Genomic DNA, 15431 nt, shown 5'->3' on the forward strand with positions numbered 1-15431 from the left:
GGACTCTTCTCTCTTCCGGGCCGGCGGCGGACTGCGACATCGATGATGGCACGACCGGAACGGCAGCGTACCGCGAGTATGTTGAAATCGTGACACCACTACTGTCACAATGGTGCTGTGACTGTAGACAATCCCGCCCGAGGCCCGCTGGCCGGAGTCCGTGTCGTCGAGCTGGCCGGCATCGGCCCCGGCCCGTTCGCCGCGATGATGCTGGCCGACCTCGGCGCCGACGTGATCCGCGTCGACCGCCCGGGCGGCGGAGGCCTCACCCTGGGCCCGGCCGAGCGCGACATCCTCGGCCGCGGTCGCCCCAGCGTCGCGATCGACCTGAAGGCCGACGGCGGGATCGACCTCGTCCTCGACCTGGTCGAGAAGGCCGACATCCTCCTCGAGGGGTATCGCCCCGGCGTCACCGAGCGCCTCGGCCTCGGGCCCGCCGAGTGCCACGCCCGCAACCCGCGCCTCGTCTACGGTCGCATGACCGGATGGGGCCAGGACGGCCCGCTCGCGCAGAGCGCGGGCCACGACATCAACTACATCTCGGTCGCCGGTGGACTCGATCCGCTCGGTCGCCGCGGCGGTCCGCCCGCCTTTCCGCAGAACCTGCTCGGCGACTTCGGCGGTGGCTCGCTCTACCTCGTCGCCGGGGTGCTCGCGGCGCTCACGCACGCGCGCGCCACGGGTGAGGGCCAGGTCGTCGACGCCGCCATCACCGACGGCGTCGCCCACCTGATGTCGATGGCCGTGACGATGCAGCAGAACCAGGTCTGGGACGGCAGTCGGGGCACGAGCCTGCTCGGCGGCGGGTCACCCTTCTACGACGTCTACGAGACCTCGGACGGCCGCTGGATGTCGGTCGGCGGACTCGAGCCGCAGTTCTGGGCCGCCACCGAGAAGCTGCTGGCCGAGGCCGGCTTCGCCGATCTCCCGGACCGCAACGACCCGCGGAACTGGCGCGACCTCCGCGCCCGGCTGACGGAGGCCTTCGCCTCGCGCACCCAGGCCGAGTGGGCCGAGGTGTTCGAGGGCACGGACGCCTGCATCGCCCCCGTCGTGCCGCTGACGGAGGCGTACGAGCACCCGCACAACGTCGCCCGCGGCACGTACGTCGAGCGCGACGGACTCGTGCAGCCGGCCCCCGCGCCGCGCTTCTCGGCCACCCCGGCCACCCTCGGCACCCCGCCCTCCCGCACCGGTGCCGACACCCGAACCGCGCTGACGGCGTGGGGCGTCGACGACGTCGACACCCTCATCGCCCGCGGCGTAGCCGTCCAGAACGACTGACCTCCACCCCCAGCTCGATCCAACCCGAGGAGCACCCATGAAGCGCACCATCTTCGACGCCGACCACGACGCGTTCCGCGACACCGTCCGATCCTTCTGCGAGAAGGAGATCTCGCCGCACCACGAGGAGTGGGAGAAGGCCAGCATCGTGCCGCGCGACCTGTGGCTGAAGGCCGGCGAGATGGGCCTGCTCGGCTTCATGATGCCGGAGTCGCACGGCGGCGGCGGAGTCGACGACTTCCGCTACAACGCGATCCTCAACGAGGAGATCACCCGCATCGGCGCCTCCGGCGTCGGCTTCGTGATCCAGACCGACCTGGTCTCGGGCTACCTGCTGTCGCACGCCACCGAGGAGCAGAAGGACCGGTGGTTCCCCGGCTTCTGCTCGGGCGAGATCATCACGGCGATCGCCATGACCGAGCCGGGCACCGGCTCGGACCTGCAGGGCATCAAGACCACCGCGGTCCGCGACGGCGACGAGTACGTCATCAACGGCTCGAAGACCTTCATCACGAACGGCATCAACGCCGACCTCGTGCTCGTGGTCTGCCAGACCGACCCGTCGGCCGGCGCGATGGGCTTCTCGCTGATCGCCGTCGAGCGCGGCGCGAAGGGCTTCGAGCGTGGCCGCAACCTCGACAAGATCGGCCTCAAGGCGCAGGACACCGCCGAGCTGTTCTTCGACGACGTCCGCGTGCCGGTGACCAACCTCATCGGTGAAGAGGGCAAGGGCTTCATCTACCTGATGGAGAAGCTGCCCCAGGAGCGTCTCTCGATCTCGGTCGTCGCCGCCGCGGCCACGCGCCGCATCGTCGACATGACCCTCGAGTACGTCAAGGACCGCAAGGCCTTCGGTCGCGCGATCGGCAACTTCCAGAACACGCGCTTCAAGATGGCGGAGCTCCACACCGAGGCCACGATCGCGCAGGTCTTCGTCGACGAGTCGATCGTGCGCCACAACTCAAAGGAGCTCACCGTCGAGGGCGCCGCGATGGGCAAGTGGTGGACGACCGAGCTGCAGAAGCGTGCGGCCGACGAGTGCCTCCAGCTGCACGGTGGCTACGGCTACATGAGCGAGTACCCGATCTCGAAGGCGTACCTCGACACCCGCATCCAGACGATCTACGGCGGCACGACCGAGATCATGAAGGAGATCGTCGGTCGCGGCATGGGCATCTGAGCCTGCGCACCTGAACCGGGGCGCCGGGGTCGACTACCGTCGCGACCATGACCGGTCGCGATGACCTCGAGGCTCTGCTCGGCCCCGGTGCCCACGGCTACTTCGCCGGGGGCGCCGGGGACGAGCTCACGCTGCGCGACAACCACGAGGCGTGGCGGCGCATCGCGCTCCACCCACGGGTGCTGGTCGACGTCGCGGAGCGCGATCTCGGCACGACGCTGCTCGGCCGGCACCGGCCGCACCCGATCGTGGTGGCGCCGATGGCGTACCAGAAGCACGCGCACGAGGTGGGTGAGCTCGGCACGGCCGCGGCGGCCGCGGCGACCGACTCGCTCTACGTGCTCTCGTCGCAGACCACGACCAGCCCGTCCGACGTGGCCGCCGCGCTGGGACCGTCGGACCGCTGGTTCCAGCTCTACGTCTTCAGAGACCGCGCGGTGTCGCACGACCTCGTGGCCGAGGCGCGCGAGAGCGGGTACGAGGCCCTCGTCATCACGGTCGACTTCCCCGTCGCCGGGTGGCGCGAGCGCGACAAGCGCACCGGGTTCCGGGTCGAGCACCCGATCGCGCTCAACCCGTCCGGGCCGCCGCTGACCACCGAGCAGCTGTTCGCGATGCACGACGCGAGCCTGACGTGGGACGACATCGGTGAGTTCGCCGACGCCGCAGGCATGCCCGTCGTGCTCAAGGGCGTGCTCCGACCTGACGACGCCGAGCGCGCGGTCGACGCCGGGGCGTCCGGGATCATCGTCTCGAACCACGGAGGACGACAGCTCGACACGACCCTCGCCGGGATCGACGCGCTGCCGCCGATCGTCGACGCCGTCGGTGGCACCGTCGACCTGCTCGTCGACGGTGGGGTCACCCGCGGCTGGGACGTCGCCAAGGCACTGGCGCTCGGGGCCGACGCGGTGCTGGTCGGCCGGCACGTCCTGTGGGGCCTGGCCCGGGGAGGCGCAGAAGGAGCCGAGGCCGTGCTCCAACAGCTGGTCGCCGAGCTCGACTCGACCCTCGCCCTCCTCGGCTGCCCCCGGGCTGCCGACCTCGACGGCAGCTACGTCGGCCGGCGGCCCGCTGGTTTCCCACCCGCTGGTTGAGGTGTGAGTGCGCCCTGGCGCGCGAGCCTCGAAGCCACTGGTCGGGTGACGGGCAGCGTGCAGGGTCTTGGCTCAGACCCGGCGGCGGACGGTCTCGCGCTTGAGCTCGTCGACGGCGTCCTCGTAGGCCGAGACCAGGGCCTGCACCGTGAGGGGCTTGAAGCGCTCGACCATCGCGGTGATGGCCTCGGGCGGCTGGCCCGAGGCCTTCAGGTGCGGCCAGACCTCTTGGCGGAACAGCTCGGTCAGCTGCTCGGCGAGCTGGGTGCCGTGCTCGACGACGATGTGCCGGGAGGCGCGGGCGGCTGCGACCGGGAGGCCGGCGTCGAGAAAACCGATGCCGATGGCCAGATGGGCCGGGGCGACGCGGAAGACGTCCTCGGCCGGGGTGGGTTCGGCGATGCCGATCGCGACGAGGACGTCGAGGTCGTCGTCGCTCAGTGAGCGGCCGGACCGCACCTCGAGCGTCGCGCGGTCCATCTGCTCGGGCAGGTCGGGGCTCCAGGGCGCCAACAGCGTGCGGTGGAGCGCGACCTCCTCGGGCGTGGCGTCGGACGGGATCCGCTCGAGGTAGCCCTCGATCGCCGACAGGGTCAGGCCGTGCGCCTGCAGCTCACGCACGAGCTCGAGCCGGGCGAGGTGGTCGGACCCGTAGAAGCCGTTGCGGCCCGCGCGCCGCGGCGGCGGGATGAGCCCTCGGCCGGCGTAGAAGCGGACGGTCCGCACCGTCATGCCGACGCGGGACGCCAGCTGCTCGACGCTCAGCGACTCGGAGTCGGGCGATCCCTCGGTGGCACTCACACGCCGAGGATAGTGGCAGTTCCGGTGTCACGATCCGTACCGAACCCGGAAGGGCGTACAGTCTGCGCTGACTGTTCATCGCCCGGCCCTACCGCCGGACCGGTGACCGGAGTACCCTGACAGTAGTAGTGTCACAATGGTTCGGCTCGGTGGAGACACCGGGCCACCCCTTCGTGCTGGCTCCGCGTCGGCACAGTGCTGGCACCACGTCAGCCGACCTGCCCCACCCGTCTGCGAGGACCCACTCATGACCGAAGCTTTCGTCTACGACGCCATCCGCACCCCGCGTGGTCGCGGCAAGAAGACCGGCTCCCTCCACGAGGTCAAGCCGATCGACCTGGTGACGGGTCTGATCAGCGAGATCCAGAACCGCAACCCCTCCCTCGACCCGAACGCGATCGACGACCTCGTGCTCGGCGTCGTCTCGCCCGTGGGTGACCAGGGCGGCGACATCGCCAAGACCGCGGCCATCGCCGCCGGCCTGCCCGACACCGTCGCCGGTGTCCAGCTCAACCGCTTCTGCGCGTCGGGCCTCGAGGCCGTCAACCAGGCCTCCGGTCGCGTCCGCTCCGGCTGGGAGGACTTCATCCTCGCCGGTGGCGTCGAGTCCATGAGCCGCGTGCCCATGGGCAGCGACGGTGGCGCCTGGGCCATGGACCCGCGCACCAACCTCGACACCTCCTTCGTCCCCCAGGGCATCGGTGCCGACCTCATCGCCACGATCGAGGGCTACAGCCGCGAGGACGTCGACACGTTCGCCGCCGAGTCGCAGGCCCGTGCCGCCAAGGCCATCGCCAACGGCTACTTCAGCAAGTCGGTCATCCCCGTCGTCGACAAGAACGGCCTGACGATCCTCGACCACGACGAGTTCGTGCGCGAGGGCACCACGGTCGAGTCGCTCGGCAGCCTGAAGCCGTCGTTCGCCGACATCGGTGAGCTCGGTGGCTTCGACGCGGTCGCGCTCGAGAAGTACACGCAGCTCGAGAAGATCAACCACGTCCACCACGCCGGCAACAGCTCCGGCATCGTCGACGGCGCGGCCCTCGTGCTCATCGGCAGCGACGAGGCCGGCAAGAAGGCGGGCCTCACGCCCACCGCGCGCATCCTCTCGACCGCCGTCTCCGGCGCCGACCCGACGATCATGCTGACGGGCCCCGGCCCGGCCAGCAAGAAGGCGCTCGCCAAGGCGGGCCTGTCGATCGACGACATCGACCTGATCGAGATCAACGAGGCCTTCGCGGCCGTCGCGATGCGCCTGATGAAGGACCTCGGCGACTTCCCGCACGATCGCACCAACGTCAACGGTGGCGCGATCGCGATGGGTCACCCGCTCGGCGCGACCGGCGCGATGATCCTCGGCACCCTGATCGACGAGCTCCACCGCCGTGAGAAGCGCTACGGCCTCGCCACGCTCTGCGTCGGCGGCGGCATGGGCATCGCCACGGTCATCGAAGCCCTCTGACCCGCACGAGACCTGAGAGAAGAGAGACACATTTCATGACTGCAGCCGTGCGCTACGAGGTCAAGGACGCGATCGCTCACATCGTCCTGGACGACCCGAACCAGAGCGCCAACACGATGAACGAGGCCTACCGCGACGGCATGGCCGCCGCGGTGGACTCCTACGTCGCCGACGTCCAGGCCGGCACCGTCAAGGGTGCCGTCGTCTCCTCGGCGAAGAAGACCTTCTTCGCCGGTGGTGACCTGAAGCTGATGCTGAAGGCCACCCAGGAGGACGCCCCCCGCTTCTTCGAGGAGGTCGAGAGCGTCAAGTCCGCGCTCCGCCGCCTGGAGACCGCGGGCAAGCCCGTCGCCTCCGCGATCAACGGCGCCGCCCTCGGTGGTGGCCTCGAGATCGCTCTCGCGACGCACCACCGCGTCGCGGCGGAGGGTCGCTACGACATCGGTCTGCCGGAGGCGAGCCTCGGCCTGCTGCCCGGTGGCGGTGGCGTCACCCGCACCGTCCGCATGCTCGGCATCGCCGACGCCCTGATGAAGGTGCTTCTCCAGGGCCCGCGCTTCAAGCCGGCCAAGGCCGTCGAGATCGGTCTGGTCCACGAGGTCGTGGCTCCCGAGGACCTGCTGTCGACCGCAGTCGCGTGGGTCGAGGCTCACGCCGACGACGCCGAGGCCGCGACCCAGCCGTGGGACCGCAAGGGCTACCGCATTCCCGGCGGCTCGCCGTCGACCCCGTCGTTCGCCGCGAACCTGCCGGCCTTCCCGTCCAACCTGCGCAAGCAGGTCAAGGGTGCCGACTACCGCGCGCAGAAGAACATCATGAGCGCCGCGGTCGAGGGCGCCCAGGTCGACTTCGACACCGCGTCGCGCATCGAGAGCCGCTACCTCGTCGAGCTCATCGTCGGTCAGCAGTTCAAGAACATGACGCAGGCGTTCTTCTTCGACCTCTCCGCCATCAACGCGGGCAAGTCGCGTCCCGAGGGCGTGGAGAAGAAGCTGCCCGAGAAGGTCGCCGTCATCGGCGCCGGCATGATGGGCGCCGGCATCGCGTACGTCACCGCGCAGGCCGGCATCGAGGTCGTGCTGAAGGACATCTCGCTCGAGGCCGCCGAGAAGGGCAAGTCGTACAGCGAGAAGATCCTCGACAAGGCCGTCTCGCGCGGCAAGATCACCGAGGAGAAGAAGGCCGAGGTGCTGGGCCGGATCACGGCCACCGCCGACTACGCCGACCTCGAGGGCACCGACTTCGTCGTCGAGGCCGTGTTCGAGAACGTCAAGCTTAAGCACGACGTGTTCGCCGAGCTCGAGAAGGTCGTCAAGCCCGACGCGCTGCTCGGCTCCAACACGTCGACGCTGCCGATCACGGGCCTGGCCGAGGGCGTCTCGCGTCCGAAGGACTTCATCGGGATCCACTTCTTCTCGCCCGTCGACAAGATGCCGCTGGTCGAGATCATCGCCGGCGAGGAGACCTCCGACGAGGCCATCGCCCGGGTCTTCGACTACACCCTGGCGATCAAGAAGACCCCGATCGTCGTGGGCGACAGCCGTGGCTTCTTCACCAGCCGGGTCATCGGCACGTTCGTCAACGAGGGCATCGGCATGCTCGCCGAGGGCGTCGCGCCGGCCACGATCGAGAAGGCCACCACGCAGGCCGGCTTCCCGGCCCCCGTGCTCCAGCTGACCGACGAGCTCAACATGGAGCTCATGGTCAAGATCCGCAACGAGTCCAAGGCTGCGGCCGAGGCCGAGGGCGGCACCTGGACCCCGGCGGCCGCCGAGGACGTCATCGACCAGATGATCGACGCGGGCCGCCCGAGCCGCCTCAAGGGCGCGGGCTTCTACGAGTACGTCGACGGCAAGCGCACCGGCCTCTGGTCGGGCCTGGCGGAGAAGTTCCCGACGTCCGCCGAGCAGCCGCCGCTGCAGGACCTGCGTGAGCGTCTGACGTTCATCATGAGCCTCGAGTCGGTCAAGTGCCTCGACGAGGGCGTCCTGCGCTCGGTGCCCGACGCCAACATCGGTTCGATCTTCGGCATCGGCTTCCCGCCCAACCAGGGCGGCGTGCTGCAGTACATCAACGGCTACGAGGCCGCCGACGGCCGCTTGGGCATCCAGGCCTTCGTCGAGCGCGCCAACGAGCTGGCCGAGCAGTACGGCGAGCGCTTCCTGCCGCCGGCCTCGCTCGTCGAGAAGGCGAAGAACGGCGAGAACTACGCCTGACGCCGCCTGACCACGAACGCCCCTGTCCCCACGTGGGACGGGGGCGTTCGTCGTGTCCCGCCCCCGCCCTCCCCTCCGCTGGTTGAGGTGCGAACGCCGCCTGCGGTCCTCCCCTCCGGTGGTTGAGGTGCGAACGCCGCCTGCGGTCCTCCCCTCCGGTGGTTGAGGTGCGAACGCCGCCTGCGGCGTGAGCCTCGAAACCTCGTGCACCCGAATACCGGAGCCCGACGTGACGGACCTCCCGACGCTCTAGCGGCTCTCTCTGAAGTCCCCCGTGAGGCGCGTCGTCTCGCGGTGCTGGGTGAAGGTTTCCGACACCAAGGCGTCCCGGACCAGGGCGACAGCCTCGGGGCTTGGGGTCCGCTCGCGCCGGCTGCCCGAGCTCGGGCCGATGTTCCCGAGCAGGTGCCACACGTCGTTGATGCGCCAGTGGAGGTCGTCAGCCTGGACGGGGAAGCCTCCCTCGCGCGCCCAGCCGAGCTGGCCGAGCGTCGCGGCGATGCCATAGGGGTCGACCCGACGCCCCGGCTCGGCAGCGAAGTGAATGGCAATGAGTACCGCGGCATCGGTGTCGAAGTCATGACCCTCGGGGATCAGGCTGTCGACGATGTGGTCCCACAGCGCGCCCGGATGGTTCAGGGATCGTCCGAGGCGGGTGGTCAGGAGCGCTCCCTTCCGCTTGCGCAGCAGGCCCATCCGCTGCACGCGATCGCGGAACCCCAGGACGGGCTGGGTGTTGACCTCCCGAGTCACGGGGAAGATCCAGTCCGTCATCGTCGGCAGCAGCGCCGCGACCTGCTTCACGTCGGCCGGCTTGAGATAGCCGGCCTGGGTCAACGGCAGACCCTCGCCGTCACCGCGCTCGAGGAACCAACGGAACGGAGCCAGAGTGCGTTCGAGCGCATCGCCGGTCGGTGTCGGAGCCGCCGCGGCCACGAGCTGCGGCAGCTTGTCCATCAGCTGCTGACCTGACTCCGGAAACTTCGAGGTGCTGAGCCGGCCGAGGACCGACGAAAGCCTCGGATCGAGCCGGTACCGGGTGTACTCCACGGCACCATCTTGCCTGCGCCTCGCAGTCCGTGACGGAGGGAGGTTTCGAGGCTCGCGCGCCAGAGCGCGTTCGCACCTCAACCACCGGTGGTGCGGGCGACAGCCTTGCCTTCGGCAACCGCCTCGCTGGTTGAGGTGCGAACGCCGCCTGCGGCGTGAGCCTCGAAACCCCGTGCACCCGACTCCGGTAGCCGTCCGAGGTTTCGAGGCTCGCGCGCCAGGGCGCACTCGCACCTCAACCACCGGTGGCCAGACGGAACCGGCGTCGATCTGGTCACTCGATCTGTCAGGTGAGGCTGGCCTCAGTTAGGCTCGTCTACTGTGACCGCCACCCTGAGCGCGCCGGCCCCCGCCCGGGTCGCCGCCCCGAAGCCCGAGCACCGCTCGAGCGCGGGTCTCGCCGCGGGTCTGCTGGTCCTGCTGGGCGTGCTCGCCGTGGTCGCCTTCGTCAGCGTGGTCCTGGGTTCGCGAGGCGTGGGCCTGTCGACCGTGTGGGACGCGATCGTCGACCACGACCCCACCAACACCGACCAGACCGTGATCCGCGAGCTACGGCTGCCGCGCACGATCCTGGGCCTGCTGGCGGGAGCGGCACTCGGCCTGGCGGGGGCGATCCTGCAGGGCGTCACCCGCAACGCGCTCGCCGACCCGGGGATCATGGGCATCAACTCCGGCGCCGCGGCGGCCGTCGTGCTCTCGATCATGCTGACGGGCCAGAGCGACGTCACGACCTACATCTGGTGGGCGTTCGCCGGGGCCGCAGGCGCCACGATCCTGGTCTACGGCGTCGCCTCGTTCGGGCGGGAGGGTGCGACGCCCATCAAGCTGGCGCTGGCCGGCGCCGCGGTCAGCGCGGGCTGCTACTCCATCACCACGGGCGTCACGATGCTCGACTCCAGCGCCCTGGACCAGCTGCGCTTCTGGCAGGTGGGCTCGCTCGCGGGGCGGTACTGGCCGATCGTCGAGCAGACCGCGCCCTTCCTCGCTGTCGGACTGGTGTTCGCGCTCTTCACGGGCCGCTGGCTCAACGGCCTCGCGCTCGGCGACGACGTCGCCACCGCCCTCGGCCAGCGCGTCGGGCTGACCCGCGCGGGCCTGTTCGTGATCGTCGTCCTGCTCGCCGGCGGGGCCACGGCGGCCTGCGGCCCCATCGTCTTCATCGGTCTGGTCGTCCCGCACATGGCGCGGGCCATCTGCGGCCCCGACTACCGATGGATCACGGCCTACTGCCTGCTGCTCAGCCCGATCGTGCTGCTCTCGGCCGACGTGCTCGGCCGGGTCATGAAGCTCTCCGGCGAGGTGCAGGTCGGTGTGGTCCTGGGACTGCTCGGCGCGCCCGTGTTCGCGTTCCTCGTCCGTCGCCGGAACCTGTCGGAGCTCTGATGGCCGTCATCGAGCGCGAGCCCGCGCCCAGCACCCCGGACTCCACCGACGGCCGTTCGGTCATCACCCGGGTCCGCCTCCTGCGCCGGGGACGCACGATCTCGGTCACGCTGGTGCTGGCGGCGGTGGCGTTCGCGCTGTTCGTCGGCACGATGATGTTCGGCAGCTTCTCGGTGTCGCCGTGGCAGGTCGTGCTGGCCACGTTCGGCTTCGACACCGATCCCGGGGTGGAGTACGTCGTGCGCCAGGTGCGGCTCTCGACCGCCTCGACCGCGCTGGGCACAGGCCTGGCGATGGGGCTGGCCGGCATCATCTTCCAGCGCCTGCTCGCCAACCCCCTGGCCTCGCCCGACTTCGTCGGCGTCTCCGCCGGTGCGAGCTTCTTCGCCGTCAGCTCCATCGTGGTGCTCAACCTGCAGGGCGAGATGGTCTCCCTGGCCGCGCTCGTCGGCGCGCTGCTGGCGGCACTGCTGGTCTACCTCCTGGCGTGGCGCGACGGGATCACGGGGTACCGGTTCATCCTGATCGGCATCGGCGTGAGCCAGTTCTTCCTCGCCGGCTCGGGCTACGTCCTGTCGCGCGCCAACCAGTACAACGCTCGGGAGGCGATGACCTGGCTCGTGGGCGCCGTCGGCCAGGCGGGCGATACCGAGCTGCGGGTGCTGTTCCTCAGCCTGGCCGTCGTGCTGCCCGCGGTGTTCGTCATGACCCGCCAGCTGGCCGCGCTCGAGCTCGGCGACGACACGGCCACGGCGCTCGGCGTCCGCGTCGAGACCATGCGACTCGCGCTGATGCTGACCGCGGTCGTGCTGATCGCGCTCGCCACGGCCGTCGCCGGTCCCATGGCGTTCGTCGCCCTGATCGCCGGCCCGATCGCATCGCGCCTGGTAGGTGCCGGCAGCTCGGCCCTGCTGGCGGCCGCCTTCGTCGGCGCCAGCATCGTGCTCGCCGCCGACCTCGTGGCCCAGCACGCGCTGCCCGCGCAGCTGCCGACCGGCGTCGTGACCGGCGCGATCGGCGCCCCCTATCTCATCTGGTTGCTCGTCTCGGTCAACCGGGAAGGACGTGGAGGATGACCGATCTCGACCCGCAGGCCCCGGCAGGGCCGCTGCCCGATCCGACCTCGCGGCACCACGACCTCCGGGCCCGCGGCCTGACGCTCGGCTACTCCGGCGTCGACATCGTGCACGCGCTCGACCTCGTCGTGCCGGACGGTCTCGTGACGGTCATCGTCGGCGCCAACGGCTGCGGCAAGTCGACCCTGCTGCGCGGCCTGGCCCGGCTCCTCAAGCCGCGCGCGGGCGCCGTGGAGCTCGACGGCCGCCCGCTGAAGGAGTGGGCCAGCGCCGACGTCGCCCGGGTCATGGGCCTGCTCCCGCAGAATCCGGTGGCCCCCGACGGCATCACCGTCGCCGACCTCGTGGGGCGCGGCCGGTACCCGCACCAGGGCTGGTTCCGCCGGTGGAGCGCCGAGGACGACGCCGCGGTCGCGGGGGCCCTGGCGGCCACGCACACGACCGAGCTCGCCGACCGCACGCTCGCCGAGCTGTCCGGGGGCCAGCGCCAGCGCGTGTGGGTCGCGATGGTGCTCGCCCAGGACACCGACCTGGTGCTGCTCGACGAGCCGACGACGTTCCTCGACATCAGCCACCAGGTCGACCTGCTCGACCTGCTGGACGATCTCAACCGTGTGCACGGCAAGACCGTCGTGATGGTCCTGCACGACCTCAACCTGGCGTGCCGCTACGCCCACCACATCGTCGCGATGAAGTCGGGCACCGTCGTCGCGCAGGGAGCGCCGCAGGACGTCATCACGCCCGAGGTCGTCGACGACGTGTTCGGCCTGCCGTGCCGGGTCGTGCCCGATCCGGTCACGGGAACCCCGCTCGTGGTGCCCCTCGGCCGCCAGCGGGCAGTGAAGCACGCCGGCGACTGAGGGGACCGACGTCAGTGCAGGCTGAGCTCGGGGTTGTGGGGGCCCTTGGGCTCGACCCAGAAGTCGAGCGCGAGCTCCTCCTCCTTGCCGCCGTTGAGGTAGATGCTGAAGTCGGTGACCCCCGCCTCCTCGAGCACGTCGTCGTCGATGAAGAAGTTGCCCGTGCACTCGCGGCTCGGGCGCGTGAGGATCTCGTAGGCCGCGTCGGCCATGATCGCCGGCGTGCGCGAGCTGGCGCCGAGACCGGGGCCCACGACGTTGCGCACCGCGGCGGTGTCGATCGCGGTGCGCGGCCAGAGCGAGTTGGCGGCCACGCCGTCCTCGCGCAGCTCACCGGCCAGGCCCATCGTCACGAGGCTCATGCCGAACTTCGCGATCGTGTAGGCCGTGAACGTCGTGTGCCACTTCGGGTCGAGGCTGATCGGCGGGCTGAGCGTCAGGATGTGCGGGTTCGCCGACTGCTTGAGCCACGGGATCGACGTCTTGCTCAGCAGGAACGACCCGCGGCAGTTGATGTCGTTCATGAGGTCGTACTTCTTCATCGCGATGTCCTCGGAGCGGGACAGGTCGATCGCGCTCGCGTTGTTGACCACGGCGTCGATGCCGCCGAACGTCTCGGCGGTCTGCGCGACCGCATCGGCCACGAAGGCGTCGTCGCGGACGTCGCCGACCAGCGGCAGGGCCTTTCCACCCGCCGCCTCGATCGCGGCCGCCGCGGTGTGGATCGTGCCGGGCAGGTTCGGGTGGGGCTCGGTCGTCTTGGCGAGCAGGGCGACGTTGGCGCCGTCGCGAGCGGCGCGCACGGCGATCGCCTCGCCGATGCCGCGGCTCCCGCCGGACATGATGATCGTGACTCCGGACAAAGACATGGGTCCTCCAGGTGGATCGCGTGTGGCAGTCTGGTCATCATGACAGTGGTGGTGGCACGATGACCATGGCGGCCGAGACCGAAAAGGGAACACCGTCGGCGACGCCGTCGAGCACCGTCGAGCAGGTGCTGCGCGACCGGTGGAGCTGCCGCGGCTATCTCCCCGAGCCCGTGCCGCGCGCGACGGTCGAGCAGATCCTCGAGGCCGCGCAGCGCACGCCGTCGTGGTGCAACACGCAGCCGTGGCAGGCCGCGATCTTCTCCGGCGACGCGATCGACGAGCTGCGCGCCTCGTTCGCGACCGACACTCGCCTCACCCCCGACATTCCGTTCCCGCCCGGTTACGACGGCGTCCACGCCGAGCGTCGCCGCGAGGTCGGCCTGCAGCTGTACGACGCGGTCGGTGTCGAGCGCGGCGACCGTCAGGCCTCGGCGATGCAGATGCTGCGCAACTTCGACTTCTTCGACGCCCCGCACGTGGCGATCGTGTCGGCCCCCGCGAGCCTCGGCCCGTACGGGTACGTCGACTGCGGTCTCTACGTGCAGTCGTTCCTCCTGGCCGCGCACGCGCAGGGCGTCGCCACGATTGCCCAGGCGGCGGTCGCGATGAAGTCGGAGCTGCTCCACGAGCGCCTCGGCTGGGGCGAGGACCGGCACATCGTGTGCGGCATCTCGTTCGGCTGGCCCGATCCGGAGCACCCGAGCAACGCGTTCCGTGCGCACCGCGCCCCGGTGAGCGACTCCGTCACGTTCCTCGACTGACCCCCACACGCCCCTTGAGGTGCGACGAGGAACGAGGAGCCTCGAAAGGGGTACCTCAGCCCCTCAGCTGACCGAGGTTTCGAGGCTCGTCGCCAGGGCTCCTCGCACCTCAACCACCGGAAGTAGGCGCGCCAGGGTCGCGGGCGATCGGGCAGGACATGCAGCGGGGACCGCCCCGGCCGGAGCCGAGCTCACTCCCGCTGATCGTGATGACCTCGATGCCCTGCTCCGAGAGCCGTGCGTTGGTGTGCTCGTTGCGCTCGTACGCCACCGCGAGCCGCGGCGCGATCGCGAGGGTGTTGTTGCCGTCGTCCCACTGCTCGCGCTCCGCGGTGACCGGGTCCAGACCGGTCTCGATGCGGCGCAGCTCGTCGATGCCCATGGCGCGCGCCGCCACCGGGAAGAACGGCTCGCGCGGGCCGATCTCGAGGCCGTCGTCGTTGAGCGTGAGGGTCGTGGCCGTGAGGTCGTCGGCCATGGTCGGAAAGATCACGACGGCGTCGACGTCGACCATCGTGACGATCGTGTCGAGGTGCATCGTGGCGCGCTCCTGCGCGATCGGCACCGCGAGCACGGTGTGCGCCAGGCCCTCGCCCAGGACCTGTCGTGCGAAGCGCTCGGCTCCGGCGGGCGTCGTTCGCTCGCCGACCCCGATGGCCATGACGCCCGGTGCCAGCAGGAGGACGTCGCCACCCTCGACGTGCTCCAGGTGTGGACCGTGCACCTGCTCCACGCCGGCGAACCGCGGGTGATGCCCGTAGACGAGTCCGGTCAGCTGGGTCTCCCGCACGCGGGCCGGCATCGCGAGGCTCGTGACGGCGACCCGATCGGGGAGCCAGACCGACGAGTCGCGCGTGAAGAGCAGGTTCGGGAGCGGGTCGATCACGAAGTCGTCGTGGGCGAGCAGGCTCGTGACCAGCGTGCGCACCGGCACCTCGTCGTTGCGCAGTCCTGCCGTCAGGACGGTCGCGAGCTCGGTCGGGTGCAGGTCGCCCAGCCACTCGCGCAGGTACTCGCGCAGGCCGTCGCCGAGGTGCAGCGCCTCGGTCGTCGCGACGACGACGGCGTCGCGCGCGGCGGTCGACTCGAGAGTCTCCCGCAGGAGCGCGGTGAGATAGAGGACCTCGACGTCGTGGTCGCGCAGCGCCTGGGCGAAGGCGTCGTGCTCCTCCTGCGCCCGGCCGAGCCACGGCACGCCGTCGAACAGCAGGGCGTCGTTGTTGCGGGGGGTGAGCCGGGCGATCTCGGCACCGGGGCGGTGCAGCATCACGGTGCGCAGCCGTCCGACCTCGCTGTCGACCCCGAGCCCTCGCTGCGCTGTCATGCGCCGAGCCTAGGGGTCCGGGCGGTCCGGGCGGTCCGGGCGGTCCGGTGCTCCTGTCGACATCCTTC

At 70.5% G+C, this 15431-nt stretch carries 13 protein-coding genes; 9 read left to right on the forward strand and 4 right to left on the reverse strand.

The annotated features are described in order from the left end of the window. Positions 1 to 117 precede the first annotated feature (117 nt). The 3 genes from V6S66_RS00585 to V6S66_RS00595 are packed head-to-tail and all read left to right on the forward strand — an operon-like array spanning position 118 to position 3561. Positions 118 to 1284: a CaiB/BaiF CoA transferase family protein gene (locus tag V6S66_RS00585; protein WP_334204838.1), complete on the forward strand. Its 1167-nt coding sequence runs from the start codon at positions 118 to 120 to the stop codon at positions 1282 to 1284. 37 nt (positions 1285 to 1321) lie between these two features. Then, positions 1322 to 2464, forward strand: coding sequence for an acyl-CoA dehydrogenase family protein (locus tag V6S66_RS00590; RefSeq protein WP_334204839.1), 1143 nt, complete (start codon positions 1322 to 1324; stop codon positions 2462 to 2464). Positions 2465 to 2511: 47 nt separating this feature from the next. Continuing rightward, entirely contained in the window at positions 2512 to 3561 is a 1050-nt protein-coding gene (locus V6S66_RS00595) for an alpha-hydroxy acid oxidase (RefSeq protein WP_334204840.1), read from the forward strand. Positions 3562 to 3633: 72 nt separating this feature from the next. Here the strand turns inward: V6S66_RS00595 and V6S66_RS00600 are convergent, their stop codons facing one another. Continuing rightward, entirely contained in the window at positions 3634 to 4362 is a 729-nt protein-coding gene (locus V6S66_RS00600) for a MerR family transcriptional regulator (RefSeq protein ID WP_334204841.1), read from the reverse strand. A 247-nt stretch (positions 4363 to 4609) separates the two neighbouring features. Here V6S66_RS00600 and V6S66_RS00605 point away from each other — a divergent pair, with 247 nt between their 5' ends. Further along, on the forward strand, positions 4610 to 5824 hold the full coding sequence (locus V6S66_RS00605; protein ID WP_334204842.1) for an acetyl-CoA C-acetyltransferase: 1215 nt from the start codon (positions 4610 to 4612) through the stop codon (positions 5822 to 5824). Positions 5825 to 5859: 35 nt separating this feature from the next. Continuing rightward, positions 5860 to 8040 carry a 3-hydroxyacyl-CoA dehydrogenase NAD-binding domain-containing protein gene (locus V6S66_RS00610; protein WP_334204843.1) on the forward strand — a complete coding sequence of 727 codons (2181 nt, stop codon included), beginning with the start codon at positions 5860 to 5862 and terminating at the stop codon, positions 8038 to 8040. A gap of 249 nt (positions 8041 to 8289) precedes the next feature. Here the strand turns inward: V6S66_RS00610 and V6S66_RS00615 are convergent, their stop codons facing one another. Continuing rightward, entirely contained in the window at positions 8290 to 9090 is an 801-nt protein-coding gene (locus V6S66_RS00615) for a hypothetical protein (protein WP_334204844.1), read from the reverse strand. 321 nt (positions 9091 to 9411) lie between these two features. On the opposite strand from V6S66_RS00615, the gene V6S66_RS00620 reads away from it, so the two are divergent. Genes V6S66_RS00620 through V6S66_RS00630 form a run of 3 tightly spaced genes read left to right on the forward strand, consistent with a single transcriptional unit; the run spans position 9412 to position 12409 of the window. Further along, positions 9412 to 10473, forward strand: coding sequence for a FecCD family ABC transporter permease (locus tag V6S66_RS00620; RefSeq protein ID WP_334204845.1), 1062 nt, complete (start codon positions 9412 to 9414; stop codon positions 10471 to 10473). Further along, complete coding sequence (locus tag V6S66_RS00625; RefSeq protein ID WP_334204846.1) at positions 10473 to 11549, forward strand: FecCD family ABC transporter permease; 1077 nt, start codon at positions 10473 to 10475, stop codon at positions 11547 to 11549. The genes V6S66_RS00620 and V6S66_RS00625 overlap by 1 nt, the downstream gene beginning before the upstream one ends. Beyond that, positions 11546 to 12409, forward strand: coding sequence for an ABC transporter ATP-binding protein (locus V6S66_RS00630; protein WP_334204847.1), 864 nt, complete (start codon positions 11546 to 11548; stop codon positions 12407 to 12409). Before V6S66_RS00625 ends, V6S66_RS00630 begins: the two co-directional genes overlap by 4 nt. An 11-nt stretch (positions 12410 to 12420) precedes the next feature. On the opposite strand, the gene V6S66_RS00635 is transcribed toward V6S66_RS00630, so the two are convergent. Then, positions 12421 to 13278, reverse strand: a complete 858-nt coding sequence (locus V6S66_RS00635; protein ID WP_334204848.1) for an SDR family oxidoreductase — start codon at positions 13276 to 13278, stop codon at positions 12421 to 12423. 59 nt (positions 13279 to 13337) lie between these two features. On the opposite strand from V6S66_RS00635, the gene V6S66_RS00640 reads away from it, so the two are divergent. Further along, complete coding sequence (locus V6S66_RS00640; RefSeq protein ID WP_334204849.1) at positions 13338 to 14039, forward strand: nitroreductase; 702 nt, start codon at positions 13338 to 13340, stop codon at positions 14037 to 14039. A gap of 109 nt (positions 14040 to 14148) precedes the next feature. Here V6S66_RS00640 and V6S66_RS00645 read toward each other — a convergent pair whose 3' ends face one another. After that, positions 14149 to 15363: an arginine deiminase gene (locus V6S66_RS00645; protein WP_334204850.1), complete on the reverse strand. Its 1215-nt coding sequence runs from the start codon at positions 15361 to 15363 to the stop codon at positions 14149 to 14151. Positions 15364 to 15431 lie beyond the last annotated feature (68 nt).

The sequence above is a fragment of the Aeromicrobium sp. Sec7.5 genome, assembly GCF_036867135.1.
In the GTDB taxonomy this organism is placed as follows: domain Bacteria; phylum Actinomycetota; class Actinomycetes; order Propionibacteriales; family Nocardioidaceae; genus Aeromicrobium.

What these genes read in the sequence shown, in the direction of transcription:
- V6S66_RS00590 (WP_334204839.1), top strand. Translation starts at nt 1,322, where the DNA reads ATGAAGCGCACCATCTTCGACGCCGACCACGACGCGTTCCGCGACACC.
- V6S66_RS00595 (WP_334204840.1), top strand. Translation starts at nt 2,512, where the DNA reads ATGACCGGTCGCGATGACCTCGAGGCTCTGCTCGGCCCCGGTGCCCAC.
- V6S66_RS00605 (WP_334204842.1), top strand. Translation starts at nt 4,610, where the DNA reads ATGACCGAAGCTTTCGTCTACGACGCCATCCGCACCCCGCGTGGTCGC.
- V6S66_RS00610 (WP_334204843.1), top strand. Translation starts at nt 5,860, where the DNA reads ATGACTGCAGCCGTGCGCTACGAGGTCAAGGACGCGATCGCTCACATC.
- V6S66_RS00625 (WP_334204846.1), top strand. Translation starts at nt 10,473, where the DNA reads ATGGCCGTCATCGAGCGCGAGCCCGCGCCCAGCACCCCGGACTCCACC.
- V6S66_RS00630 (WP_334204847.1), top strand. Translation starts at nt 11,546, where the DNA reads ATGACCGATCTCGACCCGCAGGCCCCGGCAGGGCCGCTGCCCGATCCG.
- V6S66_RS00635 (WP_334204848.1), bottom strand. Translation starts at nt 13,278, where the DNA reads ATGTCTTTGTCCGGAGTCACGATCATCATGTCCGGCGGGAGCCGCGGC.
- V6S66_RS00640 (WP_334204849.1), top strand. Translation starts at nt 13,338, where the DNA reads ATGACCATGGCGGCCGAGACCGAAAAGGGAACACCGTCGGCGACGCCG.
- V6S66_RS00645 (WP_334204850.1), bottom strand. Translation starts at nt 15,363, where the DNA reads ATGACAGCGCAGCGAGGGCTCGGGGTCGACAGCGAGGTCGGACGGCTG.